The following is a 26,184-nucleotide window of genomic DNA, read 5'->3' as shown; positions in this document are numbered from 1 at the left end:
TTACAGGCCCGTTGCAAATTAAGACTCTGGCTAAGCTAAAAAATTCACTTATTTCAAAAGGCTACTGCTGTCCTAAATATAAGCATCCTAAGATATGCTTGATATAAGGTTCGCTATGAAGCAATTCAAGGAGAGGTAAGTATAGAAGTGTAAATGTGCTGACTACGGCAGTATGAGGAACACCCCACCGTAGTCAGTATGATAGCTAAGCGCGTGCTTAATCGCGGGTCTGATGCTCCGGGCGTAATAACCCCGATGCGCCTTCAGAGTAATCCCGAGGTGGCATTTTAACCGGTGCCTGATCGTTATCGGCTTCAGATTCAGTCAGACGGTAGCGGAACGGGTTATCTTGCAGTGGCAAGTCCGGTAATAAATTATTGGAGCTTTTCGCCATATGCTGATAAAGCTGGCGATAGTCGCGAGCCATATTATCCAACAACTCAGCACTGCGGGCGAAATGCCCAACCAGTTCCTGACGGTACTCTTCCAAGTCTGTTTTGCTCTTCTCCAGCTCATTTTGCAGCACTTGCTGCTGACGCAATTTGCGGTTGCCAAAGCGCATAGCTACCGCGCCAATCACGATACCAACAACCAACCCAATAAGCGCATACTCCCAGGTCATGGTGACTCCTTTTTTGACTTCATTGTTCAGCAGGACTTTTTCACTTAATAATACCCACTATAACCGTTAACCTTGTCTGAGTGGAATCCTGATGCAACTTTGCTTATGGTTATCAGGCTTTCTTCGCAGTGACAGTGTCGGTAAATGCGGCGATTGCCCGATAAATCAGCAATAAAGTACCGCAAAAAGTAGATAACTATTTTATCAGGGATTGTTGATAAACATGCAACCAACTACACCTACAGCACTTTACCAGCAGGCACTCGCTGCTGGCGACTATCAACCGGATGAGGTACAACGGCGTGCAGTAGCACGGCTGGACACACTTTATCAGGAACTAAACCAACGTCAGAGCGCACGGCCTGTGAACACCAGTCTGCGTGGGCGATTGAACCGTTTGATTGGCCGTGCAGCACCACGGGCCTCGATTCGCCCAGCCCAGGGGCTATATATGTGGGGCGGTGTTGGGCGGGGTAAAACCTGGCTGATGGATCTGTTTTTCCACAGTTTGCCGGGCGAGCGCAAGCTTCGGCTGCACTTTCATCGTTTTATGCTGCGGGTACACCAAGAACTGACCGAGTTGCAAGGCCATGAAAATCCATTGGAAATTATTGCAGACGGTTTCAAAGCACAGACTGATGTGCTGTGTTTTGATGAGTTCTTTGTCTCGGATATTACTGATGCCATGTTACTGGCGACATTGCTGGAGGCACTCTTTGCCAGAGGTATCACGCTGGTTGCCACCTCCAATATTCCGCCGGATAATTTGTATCATAATGGGTTACAGCGTGCCCGTTTCTTGCCAGCCATTGAATTGATTAAACAGTATTGCGATGTGATGAACGTCGATGCCGGCATTGACTATCGCTTGCGTACCCTGACTCAGGCAAATCTTTACCTGACGCCATTGAATCCACAAACTGAACAGGCGATGGACGATATTTTTATCAAACTGGCCGGTAAAGAGGGGGAGCGGGCGCCAATACTGGAAGTCAACCATCGGCCATTGCCTGCTATTTGCTCAGCCCAAGGCGTTTTGGCGGTGGATTTCCATACATTATGTGAAGAAGCCCGCAGCCAGTTGGATTACATTGCTCTGTCCAAGCTCTATCACACGGTGTTACTGCACAACGTCCACCGTATGGAGACGCGCGATGAGAATACTGCCAGGCGTTTTCTGGCACTGGTGGATGAATTTTATGAACGGCGGGTAAAATTGATTATTGCGGCAGAAGTATCAATGTTTGATATTTATTGCGGCGAGCGCCTTAAATTTGAGTATCAACGCTGTTTATCGCGGTTACAAGAGATGCAAAGTGAAGAGTATCTCTCTTTACCGCATCTGCCATAGGGATAATCTGCACAACCGTTATTCACTTCTGACCCGCTAAAATGCTATTCTGTGGTGGGCGATTTTCCTTCGCCCTAACTTAACATGTTTAATTTATACCTTTCTCGTCAAAAACAGTTCGATCTTTAACGTCGACTTCTCTATAATCTTGCGACCCCACGTTACAACAAAGTTTTTTTCCCAAAAACTTTGATAGTGCCGGCATTGGCTATTCGAAGGGGTAGGTTTGCTGGACTGATGGTCGTGTGAGCCTCAACTGTTTTTGAACGTTTGGGTGTTCACCAACGTGTAACTTATTAATTGGGTAAGCTTTTATAATGAAAACTTTCACAGCTAAACCAGAAACTGTAAAACGCGACTGGTATGTTGTTGACGCGAGCGGTAAGACCTTAGGTCGCCTCGCTACTGAACTGGCTAGTCGCTTACGCGGCAAGCATAAAGCGGAATACACCCCGCACGTTGATACTGGTGATTACATCATCGTTCTGAACGCAGAAAAAGTTGCCGTAACCGGTAACAAGCGTACAGACAAGATTTATTACCGTCACACCGGTCATATCGGTGGTATCAAGCAAGCGACCTTTGAAGAGATGATTGCCCGCAGTCCTGAGCGTGTGATTGAAATCGCGGTTAAAGGCATGCTGCCGAAGGGTCCGCTGGGTCGTGCAATGTATCGTAAACTGAAAGTTTACGCGGGTACTGAGCACAATCATGCGGCGCAGCAACCGCAAGTTCTGGACATTTAATCGGGATTATGGCAATGGCTGAAAATCAATACTACGGCACTGGTCGCCGCAAAAGTTCTGCTGCACGCGTTTTTCTTAAGCCGGGTAGCGGTAAAATCGTTATTAACCAACGTAGCCTTGAAGTTTACTTCGGTCGTGAAACTGCCCGCATGGTAGTTAATCAACCGTTGGAACTGGTAGACATGGTTACCAAGTTTGACATGTACATCACTGTTAAAGGTGGTGGTATTTCAGGTCAGGCTGGCGCTATCCGTCACGGTATCACCCGTGCACTGATGGAATATGACGAGTCTCTTCGTGGTGAACTGCGTAAAGCTGGCTTCGTAACGCGTGATGCGCGTGAAGTTGAGCGTAAGAAAGTGGGTCTGCGTAAAGCACGTCGTCGTCCACAGTTCTCCAAACGTTAATTTTTTGCCTTTACGGCATCAGATTGATGGTAAAAACCCGGTGTCTCACCGGGTTTTTTTATGCCTGAAAAACGCCTTTCCACCACAGCACATATTATATTTTCGTTGCTAAACCGTTGTCTGATAAACAATTAATCACGAAATCGTAGCAGCATCCCCACAAAACATGCAAAATCTGGTAAACTATCACCCACTTTTGTGCCTGTTCGGCGAACTGTTGGTGTCTGTATATCTCCCTGGCTGAATGACTATCTCGACCAAGGCTTATTACGGCAACAGATGTCGAGATGACGAACTGGCGGTAAAACGACTCAGGATAGCAACCTAACCGTGGGCTATTCGCACTGTTTTCTAGATAATCTTGGAGGTTTTCATGGCTGTCGCTGCCAACAAACGTTCGGTAATGACGCTGTTTTCCGGCCCGACCGACATTTTTAGCCATCAAGTACGTATCGTACTGGCGGAGAAAGGTGTCAGTGTTGAGATTGAGCAGGTTGAAGCTGGCAATCTGCCGCAGGACCTGATTGACCTCAATCCCTACCAGACCGTCCCTACTTTGGTTGATCGCGAGCTAACACTGTATGAATCCCGCATTATCATGGAGTATTTGGATGAGCGTTTCCCTCACCCTCCGTTGATGCCGGTATACCCTGTTGCTCGTGGTAGCAGTCGTTTGATGATGAATCGCATCGAGAAAGACTGGTATTCCCTGATGCATAAGATCGAACAAGGCAATGCACAGGAAGCTGAAGCAGCCCGCAGACAGCTACGTGAAGCTCTGTTGTCTATCGCGCCGGTATTTAATGAAATGCCTTTCTTTATGAGCGAAGAATTCAGTTTGGTCGATTGCTATTTAGCCCCGCTATTGTGGCGTTTGCCAGTATTAGGCATTGAGTTAATCGGTGCTGGCTCTAAAGAGTTGAAAGGTTATATGACTCGTGTGTTTGAGCGTGATGCATTCCTGGCTTCTCTGACTGAAGCTGAACGTGAAATGCACCTGAAAACCCGAGGTTAATTGTTATGGAGATGTCGGATATGTCTCCGCGCCGTCCCTATCTGTTGCGCGCATTTTACGAGTGGTTGATTGATAATCAACTGACTCCGCATCTGGTTGTGGATGTCACCCGGCCGGGTGTTTCAGTGCCGATGGAATTTGCTCGTGATGGGCAAATTGTATTGAATGTAGCACCACGTGCCGTGGGTAATTTGGAATTGGGTAACGACGAGGTAAGTTTCAATGCCCGTTTTGGTGGCGTTCCTCGTCAAGTTACCGTGCCGATGGCTGCAGTAATGGCTATCTATGCGCGTGAAAACGGTTCTGGCACTATGTTTGAGCCTGAAGAGGCTTACGATTCTGATGTCGATGGTAATTTTGAGGCTTTCGAAGAGGAAGGCAGCGAGACGGCATCGGCTGAGAACCTGACATTAGTCACGGGTGATACTCTGGTGTCACAAGACGACAGTCATTCACCAGATGATGAGCCACCAAAACCGCCACGTAGCGGTGGTCGCCCAGCATTGCGGGTCGTTAAGTAACAAACCACTCTGTTGTCTTGCGCAAAGCGTTACCATACCCAATAAGGGCGGCATTAGCCGCCCTTATTATTTCTGCCAAATAACCAATCATTAAGACAGTTTTTTCAACTCGGCCAGACAGCTATCTCGCTGGCTCATCATATCGCTATTTCTGATAGTCGATAAGGTATGAGCGGCGCGTTGTTGGAAGCTGGCTTTGGCAGCACTGTCTTTGACATCTGCCGGTGCGGTACAAATCTCTGATAATGTCAGTGATTTACTGTCGCTCACCGCTTTTAATACTGCAGCTGGGTTATAAATCAGCGCAGAAGAGAGTGCTGATTTCACCCCAGCAGTGAAATTTGCATTACCGGCATCGGCCAGTTTAGGGGCCATGGCAATCCAGTTGTCATCACCCAGCTTAATATTATTCTCTACCGCAGGCAGTTGCCCAGCCTTTGCCAGTTCGGCTACCACAGCGCGCGCACCACGCGCCTCAATATTGTAACCAACTTCTTGATAATTCAAAGACATAGCCAATGCACTGCTGCTGATCGCCAGCAAACCGCCAGCAATAAAAAGTAAGTGAGATTTCATAACAGATAATCCTTTATTTAAAACAAGGCGTAATAATAAGGCTGGCCATGAGGTCAGGCCAAAAAGCATAGATACAGAAAGTATAAGTACAGAAAGCATAAAACCTATTTGGACTCGGCCTTTACTATAGCGCCTCAGCTATAAAATGCTGCAAATAAGGTGGTTGAGATTGTTACAAAATCTTGAACTGAAGTGGATGTGCGTGGAAAAAAAACAGTAAAAAGGGCTGGATAACCAGCCCTTTAGCGTTACGTTTATGGCAGGAGACTTTTACAGTTAGACTTCCAGATAATTCATGATGCCATCGGCGGCTTTGCGGCCTTCAGCAATGGCAGTCACCACCAGATCAGAGCCACGGACGATATCGCCGCCGGCAAAGATTTTTGGGTTACTGGTCTGGAAGGCATTATCAGTGCTCTCAGGCGCGACTACACGGCCCTGTTTATCCAATGCCACGTCATGTGCTGCCAACCACTCCATGCTGTGTGGGCGGAAGCCAAATGCCATTATGACTGCATCTGCGGGCAGCACATGTTCAGACCCTGGGATCTGCTCAGCCACACTACGACCTTGCGCATCAGGTGCGCCCAGTTGGGTACGAACCATCTTCACACCACAGACTTTGCCGTTGCTGTTAACTTCAATGCTCAATGGTTGCAGATTGAATTTAAACTCAACGCCTTCCTCACGGGCGTTTTTCACTTCCCGCTTGGAACCTGGCATGTTGACCTCATCACGACGATAGGCGCACACCACATCGGTAGCCCCTTGGCGAATCGATGAACGCACACAGTCCATTGCGGTATCACCACCGCCTAGCACCACGACACGCTTACCTTCCATATTGATATACGGCTCATGGGCGGTTGCATCAAAGCCCATCAACTGCTTGGTATTGGCAATCAGGTATGGCAGCGCATCATAGACACCCGATGCATCTTCATTTTCCAGACCACCGCGCATCGATTGGTATGTCCCGACACCGAGGAACACCGCGTCATACTCCTGCAACAGCGCATCCATGGTGATATCTTTACCGATTTCAGTATTGAGTTGGAATTCGATACCCATCTCGGAGAAGATTTTACGGCGCTTAATCATCACTTCTTTTTCCAGCTTAAAGGCTGGAATACCGAAGGTCAGCAAGCCGCCAATTTCTGGATGGCGGTCAAATACCACGGCTTGTACGCCGTTGCGTGCTAATACGTCGGCACAGGCCAGCCCGGCAGGGCCAGCACCGATCACCGCGACACGTTTACCGGTCGGGTGAACATGCGACATATCAGGTTTCCAGCCCATCTCTATGGCTTTATCGCTGATGTAGCGCTCGATGTTACCGATAGTCACCGCGCCGAATTCGTCGTTCAGGGTACAAGAGCCTTCGCACAGACGGTCCTGCGGGCACACACGGCCACACACTTCCGGCAAGCTGTTGGTTTGGTGGGCCAGATCAGCAGCTTCCATAATGCGCCCCTCGTTGGCCAGTTTCAGCCAATTAGGAATGTAGTTATGAACCGGGCACTTCCATTCGCAATAAGGGTTACCACAAGACAGGCAGCGGTCTGCCTGTGCTTTGGCCTGGGTTTCTGAAAACGGCTCGTAAATCTCAACAAATTCAATTTTACGGATCTTCAGCGGCTTTTTCGGCGGATCTACGCGCTGTAGGTCGATAAACTGATAAACATTCTGACTCATTTCAACCCCTTACTGCGCTTGAACCCGCAGCTCGGCTGCGGAACGGCTACGGTGGCCCAACAGTGCTTTCACGTCGCTGGATTTCGGTTTAACCAAAGCAAATTTGGTCACCCACTCTGGCCAGTTAGCCAGAATTTCTTCGCCACGGCTAGAACCGGTCAACTGAACATGCTCAGTGATCAGCCCACGCAGATGCTCTTCATGGATTGCCAGTTGATCGACATCCAGGACTTCCACCAGCTCAGGGTTAACACGTTTACGGAATTCACCATCTTCATCAAGAACATAAGCAAAACCGCCGGTCATACCCGCACCGAAGTTAATCCCGGTGCGGCCCAGCACACAGACAATACCACCGGTCATATATTCACAACCGTTATCGCCGATACCTTCAACAACGGTAATAGCCCCAGAGTTACGCACGGCGAAACGCTCACCCGCACGTCCTGCGGCGAACAATTTACCGCCAGTCGCGCCATACAGACAGGTGTTGCCGACAATGCTGGCCTCATGGCTGCGGAAGTTGGAGCCGACAGGTGGGCGCACTGCAATACGGCCACCGGCCATCCCTTTACCGACATAGTCGTTGGCATCACCGGTTAGGGTTAGCTCAACACCACCGGCATTCCAGACACCAAAGCTCTGACCGGCAGTACCGGAGAAATATGCTTTGATTGGGTCGGTTGCCAGACCTTGATCACCATGTTTAGTGGCAATCGCCCCCGACAGTGCAGCACCCACGGAACGGTCAGTGTTGCGGATATCGAAGTAGAACGTCTTGCTGTGTTTCGCTTCAATATGTGGTTCAGCTTGTGACAGTAACTCTTTGTTCAGTACGCCTTTATCGAACGGAGGATTACTTTCGGTACAATACAGTGCCTTACCCGGATGTGGCGTAGCGGTTTTCAGCAACGGCGACAGATCCAGCTTGTTCTGTTTGGCTGAGATACCATCCAGTTCCAGCAACATGTCAGTACGACCAATTAAATCAACCAGTTGGCTTACACCCAACTCAGCCATGATTTCACGGGTTTCCCGCGCGATAAACTGGAAGTAGTTAACCACACGTTCAGGCAAGCCGTGATAATGGTCACGACGCAGTTTTTCATCCTGAGTTGCTACACCGGTGGCGCAGTTATTCAGGTGGCAAATACGTAAGTATTTACAACCCAGTGCCACCATAGGCCCAGTACCGAAGCCGAAGCTTTCCGCACCCAGAATCGCGGCTTTAACAATATCAACGCCGGTTTTCAAGCCACCGTCTACTTGTAGGCGGATTTTATGGCGCAGGCCGTTGGCAACCAGCGCTTGTTGTGTTTCAACTAATCCCAACTCCCACGGGCAGCCGGCATATTTCACTGAAGAGAGCGGGCTGGCACCGGTACCACCGTCGTACCCGGCAATGGTAATCAGGTCGGCATAAGCTTTCGCTACACCGGTAGCAATGGTACCCACGCCCGGCTCAGATACCAGTTTCACTGAAATCAAAGCCTTCGGATTGACCTGTTTCAAGTCGAAAATGAGCTGTGCCAAGTCTTCGATTGAGTAAATATCATGGTGCGGTGGTGGGGAGATCAATGTCACTCCCGGTACGGAATAGCGCAGTTTGGCGATATAAGGTGTGACTTTATCCCCCGGTAACTGGCCGCCTTCACCTGGTTTTGCACCTTGTGCCACTTTGATCTGGATAACATCGGCGTTTACCAAATATGCCGGTGTCACACCGAAGCGACCAGACGCCACCTGCTTGATACGAGAAACTTTATTCGTACCGTAACGGGCCGGATCTTCGCCACCTTCGCCGGAGTTAGAGAAGCCACCCAGACTGTTCATGGCGATAGCTAATGACTCATGGGCTTCCGGGCTAAGTGCGCCGATAGACATTGCCGCCGTATCAAAGCGCGTGAACAGTGATTCAGCCGGTTCCACTTGATCCACCGGGATCGGGGTACCTTGCGGTTTAATGGCTAACAGGTCACGCAGCGTGGCAACCGGGCGCTCATTAACCAGCTTGGCATAAGCCTGATAATCGCTGTATTCACCACTGTGAACCGCTTTTTGTAAGGTACTGACCACATCCGGGTTATACGCATGGTATTCACCGTTGTGAACAAACTTCAATAAACCGCCCTGATCCAACGGCTTGCGTTTCAGCCAGGCACGTTTAGACAGATTTTGCAGATCCTGTTGGAAATCACTGAAGCTGGCTCCACCGATACGACTGACCACGCCCTGGAAACAGAGATTAGACAAATCACGATGCAGGCCAACCGCTTCAAACAGCTTGGCACAGCGGTAAGAGGCCACAGTTGAAATGCCCATTTTGGACATGATTTTGTATAGGCCCTTGTTGATCCCATTACGATAGTTAAGCATCACATCGCGATACTTCTTATCAATCGCTTGGCTATCAACCAATTTAGCCAATGATTCATAAGCTAAATAAGGGTAAATCGCAGTCGCACCAAAACCGAGCAGCACGGCGAAGTGATGCGGGTCGCGGGCGCTGGCGGTTTCAACAATAATGTTGGCGTCGCAGCGCAGATTTTTCTCAACCAGGCGAGTCTGGATAGCGCCGACAGCCATTGGCGCGGGTATCGGCAGGCGATTAGGGGCGATGGCGCGGTCAGACAGTACCAGCATTACGGCACCGTCACGGACTTTGCGCTCCGCTTCTTCACATAATCTCAGAACCGCTTGTTCCAGGTCAGTTTCGGCAGGATCAAAGGTCAGATCCACACGATCAGCCCGGTAGTGTTCCCCTTCCAACGTGGTTAGCTGTTGGAAATCAGAGAACAACAGGATCGGCGATTTAAAGCTCAGCCGGTGCGCCTGACCTTCAGCTTCGCAGAACACGTTCATTTCACGACCGATACTGGTCGCCAGTGACATAACGTGTGCTTCACGCAGCGGATCGATTGGCGGGTTGGTGACCTGCGCAAATTGCTGGCGGAAGTAATCGTAAATAATACGTGGGCCGCTGGATAGCACCGCAAATGGGGTGTCATCACCCATTGAGCCGGTGGCTTCCTGACCAATTTCACCCAGCACACGGATGACTTGGTCCAGCTCTTCGCTGCTGTAACCAAATTGCTTCTGATAGGTTTCCAGCGTCGAATCATCTAACTGACGGCTACCCACCTGATCTTCTGGCAGATCTTCGAACGGCACCAGACGCTTAACGTTCTTCTCCATCCACTCTTTATACGGGTGGCGGCTTTTCAGATCGTTATCCGTTTCGGCTGAATGGAGGATCTTACCGCTGCGGGTATCGATCACCATCAGTTCACCAGGGCCGACGCGACCTTTTTCAATCACTTCATCGGGCTGATAATCCCAGATGCCCACTTCAGAGGCACAGGTGATCAGCTTATCTTTGGTGATAACGTAGCGCGCAGGGCGCAAGCCATTACGATCAAGGTTACAGGCGGCATAACGGCCATCTGACATCACAATCCCGGCAGGGCCATCCCACGGCTCCATATGCATGGAGTTGAAGTCAAAGAAGGCGCGCAGGTCGGTATCCATATCCGGGTTGTTCTGCCAGGCCGGTGGCACTAACAGACGCATGGCACGGATCAAGTCCATACCGCCACTGAGGAACAGTTCCAACATGTTATCCAGTGAACTGGAGTCAGAGCCGGTCTCATTGACGAAAGGAGCCGCATCCTGCAAATCAGGGATTAATGGCGTTTTGAATTTATAAGCACGCGCGCGCGCCCATTGGCGGTTACCGGCGATGGTATTGATTTCACCGTTGTGGGCCAGATAACGGAACGGCTGAGCCAGTGGCCAACGTGGCACGGTATTGGTTGAGAAGCGCTGGTGGAACAGGCAGATTGCCGACTCCATACGCAGATCAGCCAAATCAAGATAGAAGCGTGGCAGATCCGCAGGCATACATAAGCCTTTATAGATCGTCACCAGATTAGAAAAACTACACACGTAGAAATCTTTATCTTCTGAAATACGCTTTTCGATACGGCGACGCGCCACAAACAGGCGGCGTTCCATATCACGTGGACGCCAGCCAGCAGGGGCGTTCACAAAAATCTGTTCAATCCGAGGCAGGGAGGAGAGGGCAATTTCACCGAGAACATCCGGGTTGGTCGGCACTTCACGCCAGCCGATAATCGACAGCGTTTCGTTTTGCAATTCTTCTTCTACAATGCGGCGGCTTGCCTTGGCGAGTTCTTCGTCCTGACTGAGAAACATCATGCCGACGGCATAGTTTTTGGCCAAACGCCATCCGCGTTCTTCAGCGACCATCCGGAAAAAACGATCCGGTTTTTGTAACAACAAGCCACAACCGTCGCCGGTCTTGCCATCAGCAAGTATCGCACCACGGTGTTGCATGCGGGCCAGTGCGTGTATAGCGGTACGCACTACCTTATGGCTAGGTTCGCCTTCTATGTGGGCGATTAGGCCGAAACCACAGTTGTCCCTCTCAAGGGATTTATCGTACAACATATCAGTGAACCTCCCCAGGCTCTGCGAGACTCTCACAAACCGACTCCAGAAGGACATGGTTACATCAGACGGGGTGGGCTGAGAGCCGCGTATTTCGCGACAAATCTGCTTTTCCGCCCTCCGCCAATGGCCTCTTGTGACGGTTCTCACAAGTGGTATAAGACTTGTTTTAAGAGGGAGTCTTAAATTACTGCATAATTATGACTAGACGTTTGCCCGTCTAGAAAGCTTCCAGCGGACCTCCAACTTAGCGAGAAAGAATACTCAGGTCAAATATAGGCTTAAGATATATCTTTAAGGTAATAAATGGGTTTATCACAATGAAAAATATATATTTATTAGCACTTTTAACCCATCGGATACTCGATAAGATAGGCGCGAAATTGTGAGCTGTCTCACTATAGTGCAATCGACAAATCTCTGCACCATGCTAGTGCTGGTGGGGATGTTGGAATTAAGTTCTGCATTATTAATATTTATTGGATTATAAAACTATTTTTCACTGAATTGTAATAGAAGCGCTAACAGGTTGGTGGAAATAAGAAAATTTAATCATCGGTCAAGTGATTTTATTTGCATTTATAATGAATGGTTATGCGAAGTTGCACCCAAGGGCATGGGAGTTGATCTCTGTCATCGCGAATTGCATCGCTAGCGGGTAGCCTTAAGCTCTTTTTTGACAGGCAGTGCCAAGATTATGCAGTTGCAGAAATTAGTCAATATGTTTGGTGCGGATTTACAGCGCCGCTACGGTGAAAAAGTGCATAAACTCACGCTGCACGGCGGGTTTAGCTGCCCTAATCGTGATGGAACACTCGGCCGGGGAGGCTGTACCTTTTGTCAGGTCGCTTCATTTGCCGATGAGAACATGCAGCAACAAAGTATTGCGCAGCAGCTAGCGGCACAGGCAAAAAAAACTAATCGGGCAAAACGTTACCTGGCTTACTTCCAGGCTTATACCAGTACTTATGCAGAAGTTAATGCGTTAGCCGTGATGTATGAACAGGCTTTAGCCGAAGCTGATATTGTTGGTTTGTGTGTGGGAACCCGGCCCGATTGTGTCCCGGATGCGGTCTTGGATTTATTGAGTGGTTATCACCAGCAAGGTTATGAAGTCTGGCTTGAGTTGGGGCTACAGACCGCTAATGATAAAACGCTCAAACGTATTAACCGTGGGCATGATTTCGCCTGTTATCAGCAAACAGCCCGCCGCGCCCGTGCCCGTGGGCTGAAAGTATGTTGTCATTTGATTGTCGGCTTACCCGGCGAAGATAAGTCACAGAACATGGCAACGTTAGAACAAGTGGTGGCAACCGGTGTTGATGGGGTAAAACTGCATCCACTCCATATCGTGGAAGGTAGCACGATGGGAAAAGCATGGCGGGCAGGGCGGTTGCCGGAACTGGCGTTGGAACAATATGTTGTGACTGCGGGTGAAATGATCCGCCACACTCCAGCGCAGATTGTCTATCATCGGATCTCTGCCAGTGCGCGCAGGCCCACGCTGTTGGCCCCGTTGTGGTGCGAGAATCGCTGGACCGGTATGAATGAGCTGAATAGTTATATGCTTGTCCATGGCGGGCAGGGGACAGCCATTGGGGATGGGTATAGTCATGCTTGAAAAAAGGTTGCCTAAAAGATCGAGTTGCTCGGGGCTAGTATGTCCAGGGGCGCTCCGGCGGCACACGCTGCTACGACCCCAACGACACACTTCCCCTTGGTTTGGCTTGATGACGTTATCTGCCGTTCGCTTATGATTAGCCCGTATAAAATATTGTTCCCTCAATCTCTCATTGTGATTTGCAATCTTTTGCACACTTCTAATCAAGCCATCTTATCTCTTGCCAGTTTTGCGGTATGATCTATCAGATAAACACTGACAGGGGTTGCTATGAAGCAAATCAGGGTATTAGCCCAGTACTACGTTGATTTAATGGTTAAGTTAGGACTGGTTCGCTTCTCACTGCTACTGGCCTCTGTGCTGGTGTTGCTGGCCATGGTGGTGCAGATGGCGGTGACGTTGGTGCTGAGTGGCTCTGTTGAAACTCTCGATCTGGTACGTTCCATTTTCTTTGGTTTGTTGATTACGCCTTGGGCAGTCTATTTCTTGTCAGTGGTGGTTGAGCAATTAGAAGAGTCGCGCCAGCGCCTGTCACGTCTGGTTGAAAAACTTGAAGTGATGCGTTATCGCGATTTAGAGCTGAATAAACAACTGACCGAAAATATTGCTCAACTCAATCAGGAAATTGTTGAGCGTGAAAAAGCAGAAAAAGCACACCTGCAAGTGGTCGATAAACTAAAAGAAGAGATGGGCCACCGTGAGCAGGCGCAGGTTGAGCTGGGGCAGCAGTCGGCGTTATTGCGATCCTTTTTGGATGCGTCGCCAGATCTGGTTTACTACCGCAATGAGGATAATGAATTCTCTGGCTGCAACCGGGCGATGGAGCTGTTGACGGGCAAGAGTGAGAAACAGCTGGTTGGGCTGACGCCCAAAGATGTCTATGCGCCAGATATCGCCGAAAAAGTGATGGAAACCGACGAGAAAGTCTTCCGCCATAACGTTTCTCTTACCTATGAGCAGTGGCTGGTTTATCCCGATGGCCGTAAAGCCTGCTTTGAACTGCGTAAAGTGCCCTTTTATGATCGTGTTGGTAAACGGCACGGATTGATGGGGTTTGGGCGCGATATAACCGAGCGTAAGCGCTATCAGGACGCGCTGGAGAACGCCAGCAGGGATAAGACTACCTTTATCTCAACAATCAGCCACGAGCTGCGTACGCCGCTTAATGGCATTGTTGGCCTGAGCCGCATCCTGCTCGATACCGAATTAGACAGCGAACAGCTAAAGTATCTGAAAACCATTCATGTCAGTGCTATCACTCTTGGGAATATCTTCAACGATATTATTGAGATGGATAAATTGGAACGGCGTAAAGTCCAGCTTGATAATCAGCCAATTGATTTTACAGGTTTTATGGCGGATCTTGAGAACCTTTCGGGTCTGTTAGTGCAGCCAAAAGGGCTGAAGTTCATTATGGAACCGCAATTGCCGTTGCCGGAGAAAGTGATTACCGATGGCACCCGCTTGCGCCAGATTCTGTGGAACTTAATCGGTAATGCCGTGAAATTTAGTCAGCAAGGTAAAATTGTGGTGCGGGTACGGCGTGAGGGGAGTGACCGCCTGATTTTTGAAGTAGAAGATTCAGGCATGGGTATCCCAGAAGATGAGCAGGATAAGATTTTCGCCATGTATTATCAGGTGAAAGATCGCAATGGTGGCCGCCCGGCCACCGGTACCGGCATTGGTCTGGCGGTGTCTAAACGCTTAGCGCAAAGCATGGGTGGCGATATTACGGTGAAAAGTACCCAAGGGGAAGGTTCATGCTTTATCTTGACCATTAAAGCACCTGCGGTGCAGCAAGCCTCTAGCCTACCATCAGGTGATGACATACCTCTGCCTGCGCTGCATGTATTGCTGGTGGAAGATATTGAGCTGAACGTTATTGTCGCGCGCTCGGTATTGGAGAAATTAGGCAACAGCGTTGAGGTGGCAATGAATGGCCATGATGCACTGGCTATGTTCAAACCTGATGATTTTGATTTAGTGCTGCTGGATATCCAGTTGCCGGATATGAGCGGGTTGGATATTGCTCGCCAAATTCGGGCGGAATATGGGGCAGAGTCATTACCGCCACTGGTAGCATTGACCGCCAACGTACTTAAAGACAAAAAAGAATATTTAGATGCTGGGATGGATGACGTGCTGAGCAAGCCGTTGTCAGTTCCGGCGCTCACGGCCATGATTAAGCAATTTTGGGATCATAAGCCCTCAACCTCGGCGAAAAAACAGGAACATAAAGTGATGCAAACCCATGAATCGTTACTTGATACTGCAATGCTGGAGCAATACATCGATTTGGTTGGCCCACAATTGATTCATCAAAGCCTGGAAATGTTTGAACAGATGATGCCCGGCTATTTGGCGGTGTTGGACTCAAACATGACGGCGCGGGACCAAAAGGGTATTACCGAAGAGGCGCATAAGATTAAAGGCGCTGCCGGTTCTGTTGGTTTGCGCCATATCCAGCAGCTTGCACAGCAGATCCAAACACCGACACTGCCAGCATGGTGGGACAACGTGCAAGATTGGGTCGATGAATTAAAATTAGAATGGCGCAATGATGTACAGGTGTTACGTGAGTGGGCAGCGGAAGCTGAAAAAAAATAACCCCGACCGAGGCCGGGGTGCGCGAATACTGCGCCAACACCAGGGAAATCGTCAACCTGCGATACTCGACATACTTCAAGTTACATGTGCGTTGGCTGTTTTCACTCACCCCAGTCACTTACTTATGTAAGCCTCTGGGGATTCGCTCAGTTGCCGCCTTCCAGTAACTCGAAATACTTAGGGTATATTATTTCGATTTCGAGTGAATTCGCAGGTTGTAGGAATTCTCCATACATCATACAAGCAACAACATAGCAAATGTAAGCGCTCTTGTTACAAGATTCATTAAAATTTGTGATAGAGATTCGTCTTTGTCACTAGAACGGGTTAAGCGATTGACAGAGTAAGAAAAGGAGAGGTGTGATGAAAACGGTCGGTGTAGTGCTTAGTGGATGTGGGGTGTTTGACGGTGCTGAGATACATGAGTCTGTCTTAACAATACTGGCATTGGATCGTGCGGGCGCAAGTGTTGTCTTCTTCGCGCCCGATAAACCACAACTGCATGTTATTAATCATGTTACCGGCGAAGAAATGGCCGAGAAACGAAATGTGTTAGTGGAGTCGGCGCGTATTGCTCGCGGCCAGATCAAGCCTCTTTCTTTAGCTAATTCAGAGCAATTAGATGCCCTGATTGTTCCCGGTGGTTTTGGTGCCGCGAAGAACCTCTGCGATTTTGCAACGCAAGGCTCTGAATGTGTTATTGACCCGGATTTATATAAACTTATTCAATCAATGCATAAGTCAGGTAAACCAATCGGTTTTATGTGTATTGCGCCAGTGATGCTGCCAAAACTGTTGGGTAAACCGATACGTCTGACAATTGGTAACGATCCCGATACTATTGATGCAATTGAAGTTATGGGTGGAGAGCATGTTATTTGCCCTACCGATGACGTGGTGGTCGATGCCGAGAATAAAGTGGTCACCACACCAGCCTATATGTTGGCAGCATCAATTTCTGAGGCGGCCAAAGGAATTGATAAGTTGGTAGCCAAGGTGCTGGATTTAACCGAATGACGCTAGTTAGGCACGGATTAAACCAGCTATGGTATTGGGGAAAACGGGGCGTCATTGGTATCGTCGCGCTATGGTTGGCGGGCATTTTGATTTTTGCTTTTTTGCCAGTCCCTTTTTCTATGGTGATGATCGAAAGGCAACTGGGCGCCTGGTTGACCGGTGATTTTTCCTATGTAGCGCACTCTGACTGGGTGCCGATGGATGAGATCTCGCCTTACATGGCGCTGGCAGTGATGGCGGCTGAGGATCAAAAGTTCCCCGAACATTGGGGATTTGATGTGGGTGCTATCGAATCGGCACTTTCTCATAATCAGCGCAATCAAAATCGTATCCGAGGTGCGTCGACTTTGTCACAGCAGACAGCGAAAAATCTGTTTCTTTGGGACGGGCGTAGCTGGGTGCGAAAAGGGTTGGAAGTGGGGTTGACCGCCGGTATCGAACTGATATGGACCAAGCGCCGTATTCTGACGGTTTATCTCAATATTGCCGAATTTGGTGAGGGTATTTTTGGTGTGGAAGCGGCTGCACGCCATTTCTTCAATAAACCCGCCAGTAAATTGAGTGCCTCAGAAGCGGCTCTACTGGCAGCGGTATTGCCAAATCCGCTACGTTTCAAGGTGAATGCGCCATCAGGTTATGTTATTTCCCGCCAGCAGTGGATTTTGCGCCAGATGCGGCAATTGGGTGGGAAAGACTTCATACAGGCGAATGATTTAGATTAATAGCTTGATGTTTTTGATAGCTAAAAATGGGCCTGGATTTCTCCCGGCCCATAATAGGATTGCTCTTTCTAACTAATTGATTATTTTACAATAGTAAACGCAGTGGTCACATGCTTAACGCCACTAACCTGGCTGGCAATCTGTGCTGCTGATTGCCCTTCCTGCTGAGTCACCAGACCCAAGAGGAACACTTCGCCATTCTCAGTGGTAACTTTCACGTTCGATGATTTAACCGAGTCTGCGGTCAGTAACTGTGAGCGGACTTTAGTGGTGATCCAGGTATCCATTGAGGCGGTAGTCAGATCAACTGGCTTGCCTATGCGCATCTCGTTATACACTTCCGTTGCGCCATCGACACCTGCGGCAATTTGTTTGGCGCGGTTAGACAGCTCTGCGGTTGGCGACTGCCCGGTCAGCAAAACTTTCCCTTGATAAGCGGTCACCACAAAGCGTGTCTGGCTTTTTATCTGCTGATCTTTGCTCAGCGCATTGACGACTCTGGCCTCAAGAGTGCCATCGTCTACCTGAGTGCCAACAGAGCGTGGGTCTGTGGCAGATTTAGTTGCAACGGCTGCGCTGCCTACAACTACGGCACCTACACAGCCTTGCAATAGCAGGGCGCTGAATAGCATGGCAAAAATATAACCAACCTTCATTCGTGCTCCTTTAATCGTCCTGATGAGGAAATAGAGTGTTATCAATTAAGTCACACAAGCAATTCACTGTGAGCATGTGTAATTCTTGAACGCGTGCACTGCGGTGCGAAGGTATACGGATTTCAACATCCTGCTGACCCAACAGGCCAGCCAGCTCACCGCCATCGTAACCGGTAAGGGCAACGATGGTCATATCACGGGTTACCGCTGCTTCGACCGCTTTCACAATATCACGGCTATTGCCACGAGTGGAAATCGCGAGCAAAACATCACCAGCATGACCGAGTGCCCGCACCTGTTTGGCATAGACTTCATCATGTAAACGGTCGTTGGCAATAGCGGTCAGAACAACATTATCAGCATTTAACGCAATTGCAGGCAGACTTGGTCGTTCTGTTTCAAAACGGTTTATCATGCTGGCGGCAAAGTGCTGCGCGTTAGCCGCAGAAGTCCCATTACCGCAGCAGAGAATTTTATTGCCGTTGAGCAGTGACTGAACCAACGTCATTGCTGCACGGGATATGGCATCAGGCAAAGCCTCTGCCGCGGCAATCTGGGTTTGAATACTTTCTGTAAAGCAGCCTTTGATTCTATCCAGCACGTTGATTTAATCCACTCAGTAAAATTAATATGCCCTTGGTACTTGAGGCCGCAGGGGGTGGCTATGTTTGTTACTCGGCTCAGCCAGTGGGCCAGTGCGAGCGCCGTTCAAAATGGTTTACAACCAATTTGTCGTTCTCTTACCGCCTACCTGCAACTCCAACGTCTTAGGTCATAGCCCGGTAGTAAACCGGAGAAATTGTTAATCCGCATTGAAAGCGTTAGGCAGCCACTCTATCTGGCTACCCGTGATGGCAAAAACATCAAAACGGCACGATGTTGTGGCAAAGCTGCCGCCTCGCTGTGCCAGCCAAATGGCGGCCGCCCGGAGTAACCGTTGTTGCTTGCTGTAAGTGATACTGGCGGTGGCTCCGCCGAATAGGGCATTACGCCTAAAGCGCACCTCAACAAACACCCAGGTTTCCCCATCGCGCATGATAAGGTCAATCTCACCACTTTGATAGGTGACATTGGCCGCCTGAAAAATTAAACCAACCCGCTCCAGATAGCAGCGGGCTTGATTTTCGTAATGTGTGCCAGTATCCCGTTGGCTCATATTCCCTTCGTCCTTGAAGTTGCAGGGGTGTTAGCTACATTCGTTACTCAACCCGTCCATGGGCCTCGCCTCTGCGAGGCCGCTGCAAGCAGCGTTCAAATCTGTTCCAGACAGATTTGTCACCCGAATCACGTTACGCCGCCGGTACTACCATGCCTTGACGGTATTGCAGCCAAGGCAGCTTACGAGTGATAACACAATCGGCTGATGCCGTTAAATCACCGGTTGTACCGCTGACCTGGAAACCAGGGATTTGGCGCATTTGTGCAAAATGATTCGATAATGTCCACGCATCGATCCCCATGGCGTACAGGCGCACCAGCGAATAGTCGTTGGCATATTTAGCCGACGCCTGTTGCATCAGTGCCGGATTAGCACCGGCCATCAATGGAATATCACTAAACTGAATGCCTTCCATCTCCAAACGGTAATCCGGGCCAGCGCCGGCTTGATAGCTACGCGAACTGGCAAACAGCGCCGGTTTGCTACGCGAGCTGGTGGCCATATCAATCATCGGTTTAATCAGTGTCAGTTCAGCCGGAGTTGCAATGATATAAACTGCATCAATGTTACCACCAGCGGAAGTGGAAACGACGGGCGCATCTACTGGTGGTGCCGGGATTGTCAGACCTGCAATGGTGACAGATGCCGGTGCCGCAGCAGGCGTGCCTGAAACGGCCACTGGCTGGCCAGTTAGCCGGATACCCGCACCACTGTTGATAGCTTGTTTCAGCTCAGCCGTTGAACCGAAGTTTTGCTGCAATACTGTTTGCCCACCCTGTTTCTGCCACTCTTCAGCGAAGGCTTTGGCGATACGATCGCCAAAGGTACCGCGCGGGGTCAGCAACAATGGCATTCTTTTTTCCTGATTCCACAAATGATGCGCCGCATCGCGGGCTTCATCTTCTGGCGATAAGGCAAAGTAACAGATGTTGGGACTGTTAGTGCTGGCCTCCGGCTGATTTAACGCCAAGATATTTAAGGTGCTTGTTGTGGCTTTCAGTTGTTCAACTTCAGGTTTAAGCAGTGGGCCGACAACCAAAGTCGCGCCATCCTGCTGTGCCTGTGCCAGTAATGCCGCGATAGGCTGCGTTGTTGTGTCGTAGACCTTCACCTGTGCATTGTTGGCCGCGACAGGAGCCACCGCCGGAGCCGGTGTGGCCACCGGAGCTACCTCAGCAGGCGTTGCGGCGGTATCGGTTGGCGTGGTTGCTGCTGTATCGGGTGTTGCAGGCGCAGGCGCTGCTACCGGTAACCCATTCTGAGCGGCAGTGAAACCTTGCTGGATAGCATCGGCAAATACCTGTGCCGAGCCACTAAGTGGCAGCAAAAGTGCAATTTTCGCCGTGGATGCCTGGCTGAAGTTACTGATCTGCGTTAATGCCGTTGGCAGAGTTTTCGCTGCCGGGTTTTGAGGATAACGGTTCTGCCAGTCTTTAATACCGGCTTTCAGTAGCTCGGGATCTTGCTTGTTATCCTGATACACACGCAGTAAATCCAGCCAACCTTGCAGCACGTTTTCATCTGCATTAATCACAATATTGTTCAATTCTTGTGGTGTCAGTTGTGCCAGTGATTGCCAGGTGCCATCGATATTATCTTGATGGGCTTTATCTTTCAGTAACGGTTCCTGAGCGATAAACGCACGAATCAGTGGCAGAGTGGCTTTGCCTTGATTGGCTGCAATTTGCGCCTGATAGAAACGAACTTGTTGGTTAGCTGAGAGCTGGGTTGCATCCAACTTGCCAAGAATATCAGCCGCCGCAGGGTTATTTTTCTGTGCGATCAGCAGTTCTGCGCTCAGTAATTGTTGTTCCTGACGTTGCGCATCGCTCAGATTAGCCGGTAGTGTACCGAGCTGTTCTGCCGCCTGAGGCGTTTTCCCTTCACGTAACAGGGCACGAATGGCGAGTAATTGCCAGTCAGCCTTGTTATCATCACCACTCTGTTGCAACTGTTGCAGATAATAATCAGAGTTCGCGCTTGCTTCGTCCTGTATATTTGCGGGTGGCGGCGTCTGTGGCGCTCTGCCTGAACAGGCTGCCAGAATCAGTGCGGCCAGAACTACAGGGACAAGCCCTGCTTTGGAACGAACGAATGTTGAGGAAAGCATACTGTATCCAGTGATGTTTTTTTCAAGATGCTCAATATTAAATCGGTAATTCGGATGAAACAATGAATCAACACGATCGAGCAGTGATTTCTGCATCTACGCTTTATGTGGTACCCACCCCAATCGGTAATTTAGGGGATATTACCCACCGGGCGTTAGAGGTACTGAAAGGCGTTGATTTGATTGCGGCAGAAGATACACGCCATACAGGGTTGTTATTACAGCATTTTGCGATCAACGCCCGCCTGTTTGCACTTCATGACCATAACGAACAACAAAAAGCCGATCATTTGCTGGCGAAACTGCAAGCAGGCCAGAGTATTGCCCTGGTTTCAGATGCAGGTACGCCACTTATCAACGATCCGGGCTACCACTTAGTACGCCGTTGCCGTGAAGCGGGCATCAGAGTGGTGCCACTCCCAGGCGCTTGTGCGGCGATTACTGCACTTTCTGCCGCCGGTATTGCCTCGGATCGTTTTTGCTACGAAGGCTTCCTGCCTGCGAAAACCAAAGGACGTAAGGATACTCTGCAAGCGCTGATTGAGGAACCTCGAACACTGATCTTCTACGAATCAACGCATCGCTTGTTGGAAAGTTTACAGGACATGGTAACCGTACTTGGCCCACAACGCTATGTGGTACTCGCCAGAGAATTAACTAAAACTTGGGAGTCTATCCACGGTGCACCGGTTGGCGAGTTGTTGGCTTGGGTTCAGGAAGAAGAAACCCGCCGCAGAGGTGAAATGGTCTTGATTGTCGAAGGACATAAAGTACAAGCCGATGATGCTTTACCGGCCGTAGCATTACGCACTCTGGCATTATTGCAAAAAGAGTTACCGCTGAAAAAAGCCGCAGCGTTAGCGGCAGAGATCCACGGCGTGAAAAAGAATGCGCTCTATAAGTACGCACTTGAGCTGCAAGATGGCGCTCAAGAGCAAGCGGAAGATGACATTCACCCGTAATGTGATTATAATCCGCCGCGGAGTTGACCAGACAGTCGCCGCTTCGCTGCCGTCCCTTTCGGGGGAGACAGGTGAAGGGGAGGAAAGTCCGGGCTCCATAGGGCAGGGTGCCAGGTAACGCCTGGGAGGCGCAAGCCTACGACAAGTGCAACAGAGAGCAAACCGCCGATGGCCCACGTAAGTGGGATCAGGTAAGGGTGAAAGGGTGCGGTAAGAGCGCACCGCGCGGCTGGCAACAGTTCGTGGCAAGGTAAACTCCACCCGGAGCAAGGCCAAATAGGGGTTCACATGGTACGGCCCGTACTGAACCCGGGTAGGCTGCTTGAGCCAGTGAGCGATTGCTGGCCTAGAGGAATGACTGTCCACGACAGAACCCGGCTTACCGGTCAACTCCACTCATTCCACAAAACCCCGCTTCGGCGGGGTTTTTGTTTTGTGCGATATGGTTTGCGAGGAATGACTGTCCACGACGCTTTTCATAAAAGAAAGCGGCTTACCAGTCAACTCCACTCATTCCACAAAATCCCGCTTCGGCGGGGTTTTTGTTTTGTGCGATATGGTTTGCGAGGAATGACTGTCCACGACGCTTTTCATAAAAGAAAGCGGCTTACCAGTCAATTCCACTCATTCCGCAAAACCCCGCTTCGGCGGGGTTTTTGTTTTGTGCGATATGGTTTGCGGGATGTCTGTTTTATCTTAACGCTGATAGCGTAAGGCATCCACGAACAACGAAAATGCGGTGGTATGTTGCCGGCGGCTCGGGTAGTAAAGGTAATAACCGGGAAAAGGCTCGCACCACTCTTTCAGTACCCTGACTAAGCTGCCACTGGCAATCTCAGCTTTTACCGCATCCTCTGGTACGAATGCCAGGCCAAAACCCATGATGGCGGCATCAATGCGTTGCCGCAAACTGTTAAAGGTCAGTTGCCCATCAACGCGAACTCTTAACTCATGCCCCTCTTTTTCAAATTCCCATGCATAAAGACCCCCCCATTGTCGGCAGGCGCATATTGATGCAACGATGATTTTGCAGATCTGCCGGAGTGACGGGTATGCCATATTTAGCTAAATATGAAGGCGAGCCAACGACAGCCATACTCATATCCGGCCCAATCCGCACCGCAATCATATCTTTTGCTACCTGCTCTCCAAGGCGGATGCCAGCATCAAAACGCCCGCTAACAATGTCGGTTAAGGTGTTATCGACGTAATTTCCATATTGATGTCAGGGTAATCGGCGAGAAATGATTTCAGTACCGGCAAGAGGGTCGAGTCCACGGCATGTTCGCCTGCAGTAATGCGAATATTCCCCGCAGGCCGCTCGCGCATTTCGCTTAAGGCATCCAGCTCACTCTCAATTTCTGCAAAACGTGGCCCTAGACTATTTGCCAGTCTTTCGCCCGCTGCTGTCGGGGCAACGCTGCGAGTCGTGCGGGTCAACAAGCGAAGCTCAAGTCGTTCTTCCAACCCACGAATGGAATGACTTAAGGCCGATTGTGAAACCCCCAGTTTTGCCGCTGCTTTGGTGAAACTTCGTTCTCTGGCAACCATAAGAAATGAAATTAAATCGTTAAAATTCTCTTTTAACATCAATCTTACTTACCTGTTCAGCGGTCTGTGCGTTCCAGTATAGTTAAATTTATGAGTTAGATTCATATAGCCATGCGCATTTATCCATCTAATCCTCTGCTCTGACATTTGCTACTTTTGTGCAATCACCTTGATTCAGCAGGCCGCTCACCAAAAGGGTAGTTCGCCCGCGCAAATCGCTCTTGCCAGGTTGCTGGTGCAGAAGCCTTGGAGAAGCTCACTGGATTGTAATTCTCTCGCTAAATATCAGCGTAAAAATAGAGGCAGGATTGCTACTTTACAGGCCTATACTCTCTAGATAGCAATTTCCTTGAAACCAACTTTCCCTATACTCAAACTGTCTACTCTCGACGTTCTTTACGGTTTATCGAGCTTCACATCACAGTGTTTATGATACCGGAGATACATCATGACGATAAAAGTTCTCGGTTATGCAGCCAAATCCGCACAAGTTCCCCTCGCCCCACTTGAGTTTACCCGTCGCGATCCGCGTCCTGATGATGTGGTGATGGATGTGCTCTATTGCGGTGTTTGTCACTCAGATCTGCATCAGGCGCGTAACGACTGGGGGTTCAGCAGTTATCCGCTGGTACCTGGGCATGAAGTGGTTGGGCGTGTCACGGCTGTGGGGAAAAGTGTCACGAAATTCAAGGTGGGTGATTTTGCCGGAATTGGCTGCATGGTGGACTCCTGCCGAGTGTGCCAACCCTGTCAACAGGGTCTGGAGCAGTATTGTGCAGAGGGCAATGTGCAAACTTACAATGGTGTTGATCGCCACGACCATACACCAACCTACGGTGGCTACTCACAATCCATTGTAGCTTCTGAAGATTTTGTGCTGAAAATGCCTGCTGGTCTGGATTTGCAAGCTGCCGCGCCACTACTGTGCGCCGGTATTACTACCTGGTCGCCGCTGCGCCATTGGAAAGTGGGCAAAGGCAGCAAAGTCGCAGTCGTTGGCCTGGGTGGTTTGGGTCATATGGCATTAAAGCTGGCGAATGCATTAGGGGCTGAAGTGACGCTCTTTACCCGTTCACCGAGTAAAGAAGCTGATGCCCGCCGTTTAGGCGCACACCATATTGTGTTATCCACCGATAATGCACAAATGGACGCGACCAAAGGGCAATTCGATCTGATTATCGATACCGTGCCTTATGTCCATGATATCAACCCCTACATGCCGACACTGAATGTGGATGGCACACTGGTATTTGTTGGTTTCCTTGGTGATCTTAGCCCGATGTTAAACACCATGCCATTGATTCTGGCACGGCGTTCGGTGGCGGGTTCATGTATTGGCGGCATTGCTGAAACGCAGGAAATGCTCGATTTCTGTGCTGAACACGGCATTGCATCAGATATAGAGATGATCAATATTCAGGATATCAACGATGCCTATGAGCGGATGCTGAAAAGCGATGTGAAATACCGCTTCGTGATCGATATGGCGTCGTTAAAACCGTAATTATGCTGGCGCAACGTGGGGGAGCTGCCCGTTCTATCCATTAAATGTTGACTGGCATGCTCGCCCTTATTCACACAGGCAAATCAATGAGCAGCGCACGCAGCGGTGTTTCGGCTTTAATCACCAGGTGCTGTTCTTCTTGTACAAAAGCACCATCACCGCAGGTCAGGCGCTGAGTTTCACTGGCCTGCGGCCCAACCACAGCCACCGTTCCGTGAATGGATTGCAGATAAGCCCTTGGGCCGTGTAGGTCAATGGTGTACTGTTCACCTGCGGCTAGATCCAGATGATGAATCCATACTTGCTGACGCAGTTTCAGGCTGCCCTGCTCACCGTCAGGGGATGCCAGTAGCCGTAATGGTTGCGTGCATAATGATAACTGCTGGGCGGGATTACTTTCCTGTTCAGGGCAGGCGTTGAGCCATAACTGAATGCGCGTTAATGGCTTATCTGCACTTAGATTATGCTCGCTATAGCTGACACCCGATTGAGCAGAAAAGAGCAACACATCACCAGTTTTACCACGCACATAGTTACCCAGACTATTTCGATACTCAGCCTCACCTTGTAAAATCAGGTTTAAAATATCAACCTGAGGATAAGTTCGGGGTTGGAATGAGGCTCCCGGTGCCAGCACCTCTTGATTCAAGACGCGCAGCGAGGCATAACCCAATAGTTTCGGATCAAAATAGTGGCCGAATGAGAAAGTATAACGGGCTTGGAGCCAACCATAGTCAGCTTGCCCGCACTGTTTTGCTGTTCTGCATGTGATCATGACAATGATTGCCCTATCCTGATATTAATTGATAAAGAGATGGTAAGCGTCTGGACGACGGATTGTTAGCCAGTTAATCTGGTCGCTATATTCAAAT

At 49.7% G+C, this 26,184-nt stretch carries 20 protein-coding genes, 1 other RNA gene and 1 pseudogene; 12 read left to right on the top strand and 10 right to left on the bottom strand.

The genetic code is table 11. The features are described 5' to 3' along the window. Window positions 1-217: 217 nt before the first annotated feature. Window positions 218-622 carry a Z-ring associated protein ZapG gene (zapG, locus tag A6J67_RS00855; protein WP_004714934.1) on the bottom strand — a complete coding sequence of 135 codons (405 nt, stop codon included), beginning with the start codon at window positions 620-622 and terminating at the stop codon, window positions 218-220. A 223-nt stretch (window positions 623-845) separates the two neighbouring features. Between zapG and zapE the strand changes: the two genes are divergently transcribed. The 5 genes from zapE (at window position 846) to sspB (ending at window position 4,662) form a co-directional block, all read left to right on the top strand. Then, a complete protein-coding gene (zapE, locus tag A6J67_RS00850; protein ID WP_050296886.1) occupies window positions 846-1,973 on the top strand; it encodes a cell division protein ZapE in 1,128 nt (375 codons plus the stop codon). A 317-nt stretch (window positions 1,974-2,290) separates the two neighbouring features. Continuing rightward, complete coding sequence (rplM, locus tag A6J67_RS00845) at window positions 2,291-2,719, top strand: 50S ribosomal protein L13 (protein ID WP_005188409.1); 429 nt, start codon at window positions 2,291-2,293, stop codon at window positions 2,717-2,719. A gap of 14 nt (window positions 2,720-2,733) precedes the next feature. Then, window positions 2,734-3,126 carry a 30S ribosomal protein S9 gene (gene rpsI / locus A6J67_RS00840; protein WP_005162424.1) on the top strand — a complete coding sequence of 131 codons (393 nt, stop codon included), beginning with the start codon at window positions 2,734-2,736 and terminating at the stop codon, window positions 3,124-3,126. Window positions 3,127-3,499: 373 nt separating this feature from the next. Beyond that, a complete protein-coding gene (sspA, locus tag A6J67_RS00830) occupies window positions 3,500-4,141 on the top strand; it encodes a stringent starvation protein SspA (RefSeq protein WP_005188407.1) in 642 nt (213 codons plus the stop codon). Window positions 4,142-4,146: 5 nt separating this feature from the next. Continuing rightward, window positions 4,147-4,662, top strand: coding sequence for a ClpXP protease specificity-enhancing factor (sspB, locus tag A6J67_RS00825; RefSeq protein ID WP_005188405.1), 516 nt, complete (start codon window positions 4,147-4,149; stop codon window positions 4,660-4,662). Window positions 4,663-4,752: 90 nt separating this feature from the next. Here sspB and A6J67_RS00820 read toward each other — a convergent pair whose 3' ends face one another. The 3 genes from A6J67_RS00820 to gltB all read right to left on the bottom strand — a co-directional run bounded on the left by A6J67_RS00820 (window position 4,753) and on the right by gltB (window position 11,403). Continuing rightward, window positions 4,753-5,238 carry a hypothetical protein gene (locus A6J67_RS00820; protein WP_050073848.1) on the bottom strand — a complete coding sequence of 162 codons (486 nt, stop codon included), beginning with the start codon at window positions 5,236-5,238 and terminating at the stop codon, window positions 4,753-4,755. A 276-nt stretch (window positions 5,239-5,514) separates the two neighbouring features. Next, window positions 5,515-6,933 carry a glutamate synthase small subunit gene (locus A6J67_RS00815; protein WP_005188401.1) on the bottom strand — a complete coding sequence of 473 codons (1,419 nt, stop codon included), beginning with the start codon at window positions 6,931-6,933 and terminating at the stop codon, window positions 5,515-5,517. Between the two features lie 9 nt (window positions 6,934-6,942). Next, the gene (gene gltB / locus A6J67_RS00810; protein ID WP_032906960.1) at window positions 6,943-11,403 is read right to left on the bottom strand and encodes a glutamate synthase large subunit; all 4,461 of its coding nucleotides are present in this window, start codon (window positions 11,401-11,403) and stop codon (window positions 6,943-6,945) included. Between the two features lie 697 nt (window positions 11,404-12,100). Here gltB and A6J67_RS00805 point away from each other — a divergent pair. The 4 genes from A6J67_RS00805 (at window position 12,101) to mtgA (ending at window position 17,370) form a co-directional block, all read left to right on the top strand. Beyond that, window positions 12,101-13,024, top strand: coding sequence for a TIGR01212 family radical SAM protein (locus A6J67_RS00805; protein ID WP_042569017.1), 924 nt, complete (start codon window positions 12,101-12,103; stop codon window positions 13,022-13,024). 270 nt (window positions 13,025-13,294) lie between these two features. After that, complete coding sequence (arcB, locus tag A6J67_RS00800) at window positions 13,295-15,631, top strand: aerobic respiration two-component sensor histidine kinase ArcB (protein WP_005188395.1); 2,337 nt, start codon at window positions 13,295-13,297, stop codon at window positions 15,629-15,631. Window positions 15,632-15,994: 363 nt separating this feature from the next. Then, entirely contained in the window at window positions 15,995-16,648 is a 654-nt protein-coding gene (gene elbB / locus A6J67_RS00790; RefSeq protein ID WP_005188393.1) for an isoprenoid biosynthesis glyoxalase ElbB, read from the top strand. Further along, the gene (gene mtgA / locus A6J67_RS00785) at window positions 16,645-17,370 is read left to right on the top strand and encodes a monofunctional biosynthetic peptidoglycan transglycosylase (protein ID WP_032906959.1); all 726 of its coding nucleotides are present in this window, start codon (window positions 16,645-16,647) and stop codon (window positions 17,368-17,370) included. Before elbB ends, mtgA begins: the two co-directional genes overlap by 4 nt. An 80-nt stretch (window positions 17,371-17,450) precedes the next feature. Here mtgA and dolP read toward each other — a convergent pair whose 3' ends face one another. The 4 genes from dolP to A6J67_RS00760 all read right to left on the bottom strand — a co-directional run bounded on the left by dolP (window position 17,451) and on the right by A6J67_RS00760 (window position 21,295). Further along, entirely contained in the window at window positions 17,451-18,026 is a 576-nt protein-coding gene (gene dolP / locus A6J67_RS00780; RefSeq protein ID WP_042569019.1) for a division/outer membrane stress-associated lipid-binding lipoprotein, read from the bottom strand. A 10-nt stretch (window positions 18,027-18,036) separates the two neighbouring features. Continuing rightward, a complete protein-coding gene (gene diaA / locus A6J67_RS00775; protein WP_004710884.1) occupies window positions 18,037-18,627 on the bottom strand; it encodes a DnaA initiator-associating protein DiaA in 591 nt (196 codons plus the stop codon). A gap of 201 nt (window positions 18,628-18,828) precedes the next feature. Further along, on the bottom strand, window positions 18,829-19,182 hold the full coding sequence (locus A6J67_RS00770; protein WP_005188387.1) for a YraN family protein: 354 nt from the start codon (window positions 19,180-19,182) through the stop codon (window positions 18,829-18,831). Between the two features lie 133 nt (window positions 19,183-19,315). Next, on the bottom strand, window positions 19,316-21,295 hold the full coding sequence (locus A6J67_RS00760) for a penicillin-binding protein activator (protein ID WP_050296887.1): 1,980 nt from the start codon (window positions 21,293-21,295) through the stop codon (window positions 19,316-19,318). Window positions 21,296-21,357: 62 nt separating this feature from the next. On the opposite strand from A6J67_RS00760, the gene rsmI reads away from it, so the two are divergent. Further along, entirely contained in the window at window positions 21,358-22,257 is a 900-nt protein-coding gene (gene rsmI, locus A6J67_RS00755; protein WP_042569021.1) for a 16S rRNA (cytidine(1402)-2'-O)-methyltransferase, read from the top strand. A gap of 19 nt (window positions 22,258-22,276) precedes the next feature. After that, window positions 22,277-22,655, top strand: an RNA gene (gene rnpB / locus A6J67_RS00750) — RNase P RNA component class A. A 298-nt stretch (window positions 22,656-22,953) separates the two neighbouring features. Here rnpB and A6J67_RS00745 read toward each other — a convergent pair. Next, window positions 22,954-23,847, bottom strand: a pseudogene (locus A6J67_RS00745) (LysR family transcriptional regulator). Between the two features lie 409 nt (window positions 23,848-24,256). Between A6J67_RS00745 and A6J67_RS00740 the strand changes: the two are divergent. Then, window positions 24,257-25,312 (top strand): NAD(P)-dependent alcohol dehydrogenase, encoded by a 1,056-nt coding sequence (locus A6J67_RS00740; protein ID WP_005188374.1) that lies wholly within the window; start codon window positions 24,257-24,259, stop codon window positions 25,310-25,312. 70 nt (window positions 25,313-25,382) lie between these two features. On the opposite strand, the gene A6J67_RS00735 is transcribed toward A6J67_RS00740, so the two are convergent. Further along, the gene (locus tag A6J67_RS00735) at window positions 25,383-26,087 is read right to left on the bottom strand and encodes a pirin family protein (RefSeq protein ID WP_005188370.1); all 705 of its coding nucleotides are present in this window, start codon (window positions 26,085-26,087) and stop codon (window positions 25,383-25,385) included. Window positions 26,088-26,184 lie beyond the last annotated feature (97 nt).

Origin of the sequence: Yersinia sp. FDAARGOS_228 (assembly GCF_002073315.2) — a bacterium.
Taxonomy (GTDB): Bacteria; Pseudomonadota; Gammaproteobacteria; order Enterobacterales; family Enterobacteriaceae; genus Yersinia; species Yersinia intermedia.
This window is presented reverse-complemented; position numbering and strand designations above follow the sequence as displayed.

What these genes read in the sequence shown, in the direction of transcription:
- zapG (WP_004714934.1), bottom strand. Translation starts at nt 622, where the DNA reads ATGACCTGGGAGTATGCGCTTATTGGGTTGGTTGTTGGTATCGTGATT.
- zapE (WP_050296886.1), top strand. Translation starts at nt 846, where the DNA reads ATGCAACCAACTACACCTACAGCACTTTACCAGCAGGCACTCGCTGCT.
- rplM (WP_005188409.1), top strand. Translation starts at nt 2,291, where the DNA reads ATGAAAACTTTCACAGCTAAACCAGAAACTGTAAAACGCGACTGGTAT.
- rpsI (WP_005162424.1), top strand. Translation starts at nt 2,734, where the DNA reads ATGGCTGAAAATCAATACTACGGCACTGGTCGCCGCAAAAGTTCTGCT.
- sspA (WP_005188407.1), top strand. Translation starts at nt 3,500, where the DNA reads ATGGCTGTCGCTGCCAACAAACGTTCGGTAATGACGCTGTTTTCCGGC.
- sspB (WP_005188405.1), top strand. Translation starts at nt 4,147, where the DNA reads ATGGAGATGTCGGATATGTCTCCGCGCCGTCCCTATCTGTTGCGCGCA.
- A6J67_RS00820 (WP_050073848.1), bottom strand. Translation starts at nt 5,238, where the DNA reads ATGAAATCTCACTTACTTTTTATTGCTGGCGGTTTGCTGGCGATCAGC.
- A6J67_RS00815 (WP_005188401.1), bottom strand. Translation starts at nt 6,933, where the DNA reads ATGAGTCAGAATGTTTATCAGTTTATCGACCTACAGCGCGTAGATCCG.
- gltB (WP_032906960.1), bottom strand. Translation starts at nt 11,403, where the DNA reads ATGTTGTACGATAAATCCCTTGAGAGGGACAACTGTGGTTTCGGCCTA.
- A6J67_RS00805 (WP_042569017.1), top strand. Translation starts at nt 12,101, where the DNA reads ATGCAGTTGCAGAAATTAGTCAATATGTTTGGTGCGGATTTACAGCGC.
- arcB (WP_005188395.1), top strand. Translation starts at nt 13,295, where the DNA reads ATGAAGCAAATCAGGGTATTAGCCCAGTACTACGTTGATTTAATGGTT.
- elbB (WP_005188393.1), top strand. Translation starts at nt 15,995, where the DNA reads ATGAAAACGGTCGGTGTAGTGCTTAGTGGATGTGGGGTGTTTGACGGT.
- mtgA (WP_032906959.1), top strand. Translation starts at nt 16,645, where the DNA reads ATGACGCTAGTTAGGCACGGATTAAACCAGCTATGGTATTGGGGAAAA.
- dolP (WP_042569019.1), bottom strand. Translation starts at nt 18,026, where the DNA reads ATGAAGGTTGGTTATATTTTTGCCATGCTATTCAGCGCCCTGCTATTG.
- A6J67_RS00770 (WP_005188387.1), bottom strand. Translation starts at nt 19,182, where the DNA reads ATGAGCCAACGGGATACTGGCACACATTACGAAAATCAAGCCCGCTGC.
- A6J67_RS00760 (WP_050296887.1), bottom strand. Translation starts at nt 21,295, where the DNA reads ATGCTTTCCTCAACATTCGTTCGTTCCAAAGCAGGGCTTGTCCCTGTA.
- rsmI (WP_042569021.1), top strand. Translation starts at nt 21,358, where the DNA reads ATGAATCAACACGATCGAGCAGTGATTTCTGCATCTACGCTTTATGTG.
- A6J67_RS00740 (WP_005188374.1), top strand. Translation starts at nt 24,257, where the DNA reads ATGACGATAAAAGTTCTCGGTTATGCAGCCAAATCCGCACAAGTTCCC.
- A6J67_RS00735 (WP_005188370.1), bottom strand. Translation starts at nt 26,087, where the DNA reads ATGATCACATGCAGAACAGCAAAACAGTGCGGGCAAGCTGACTATGGT.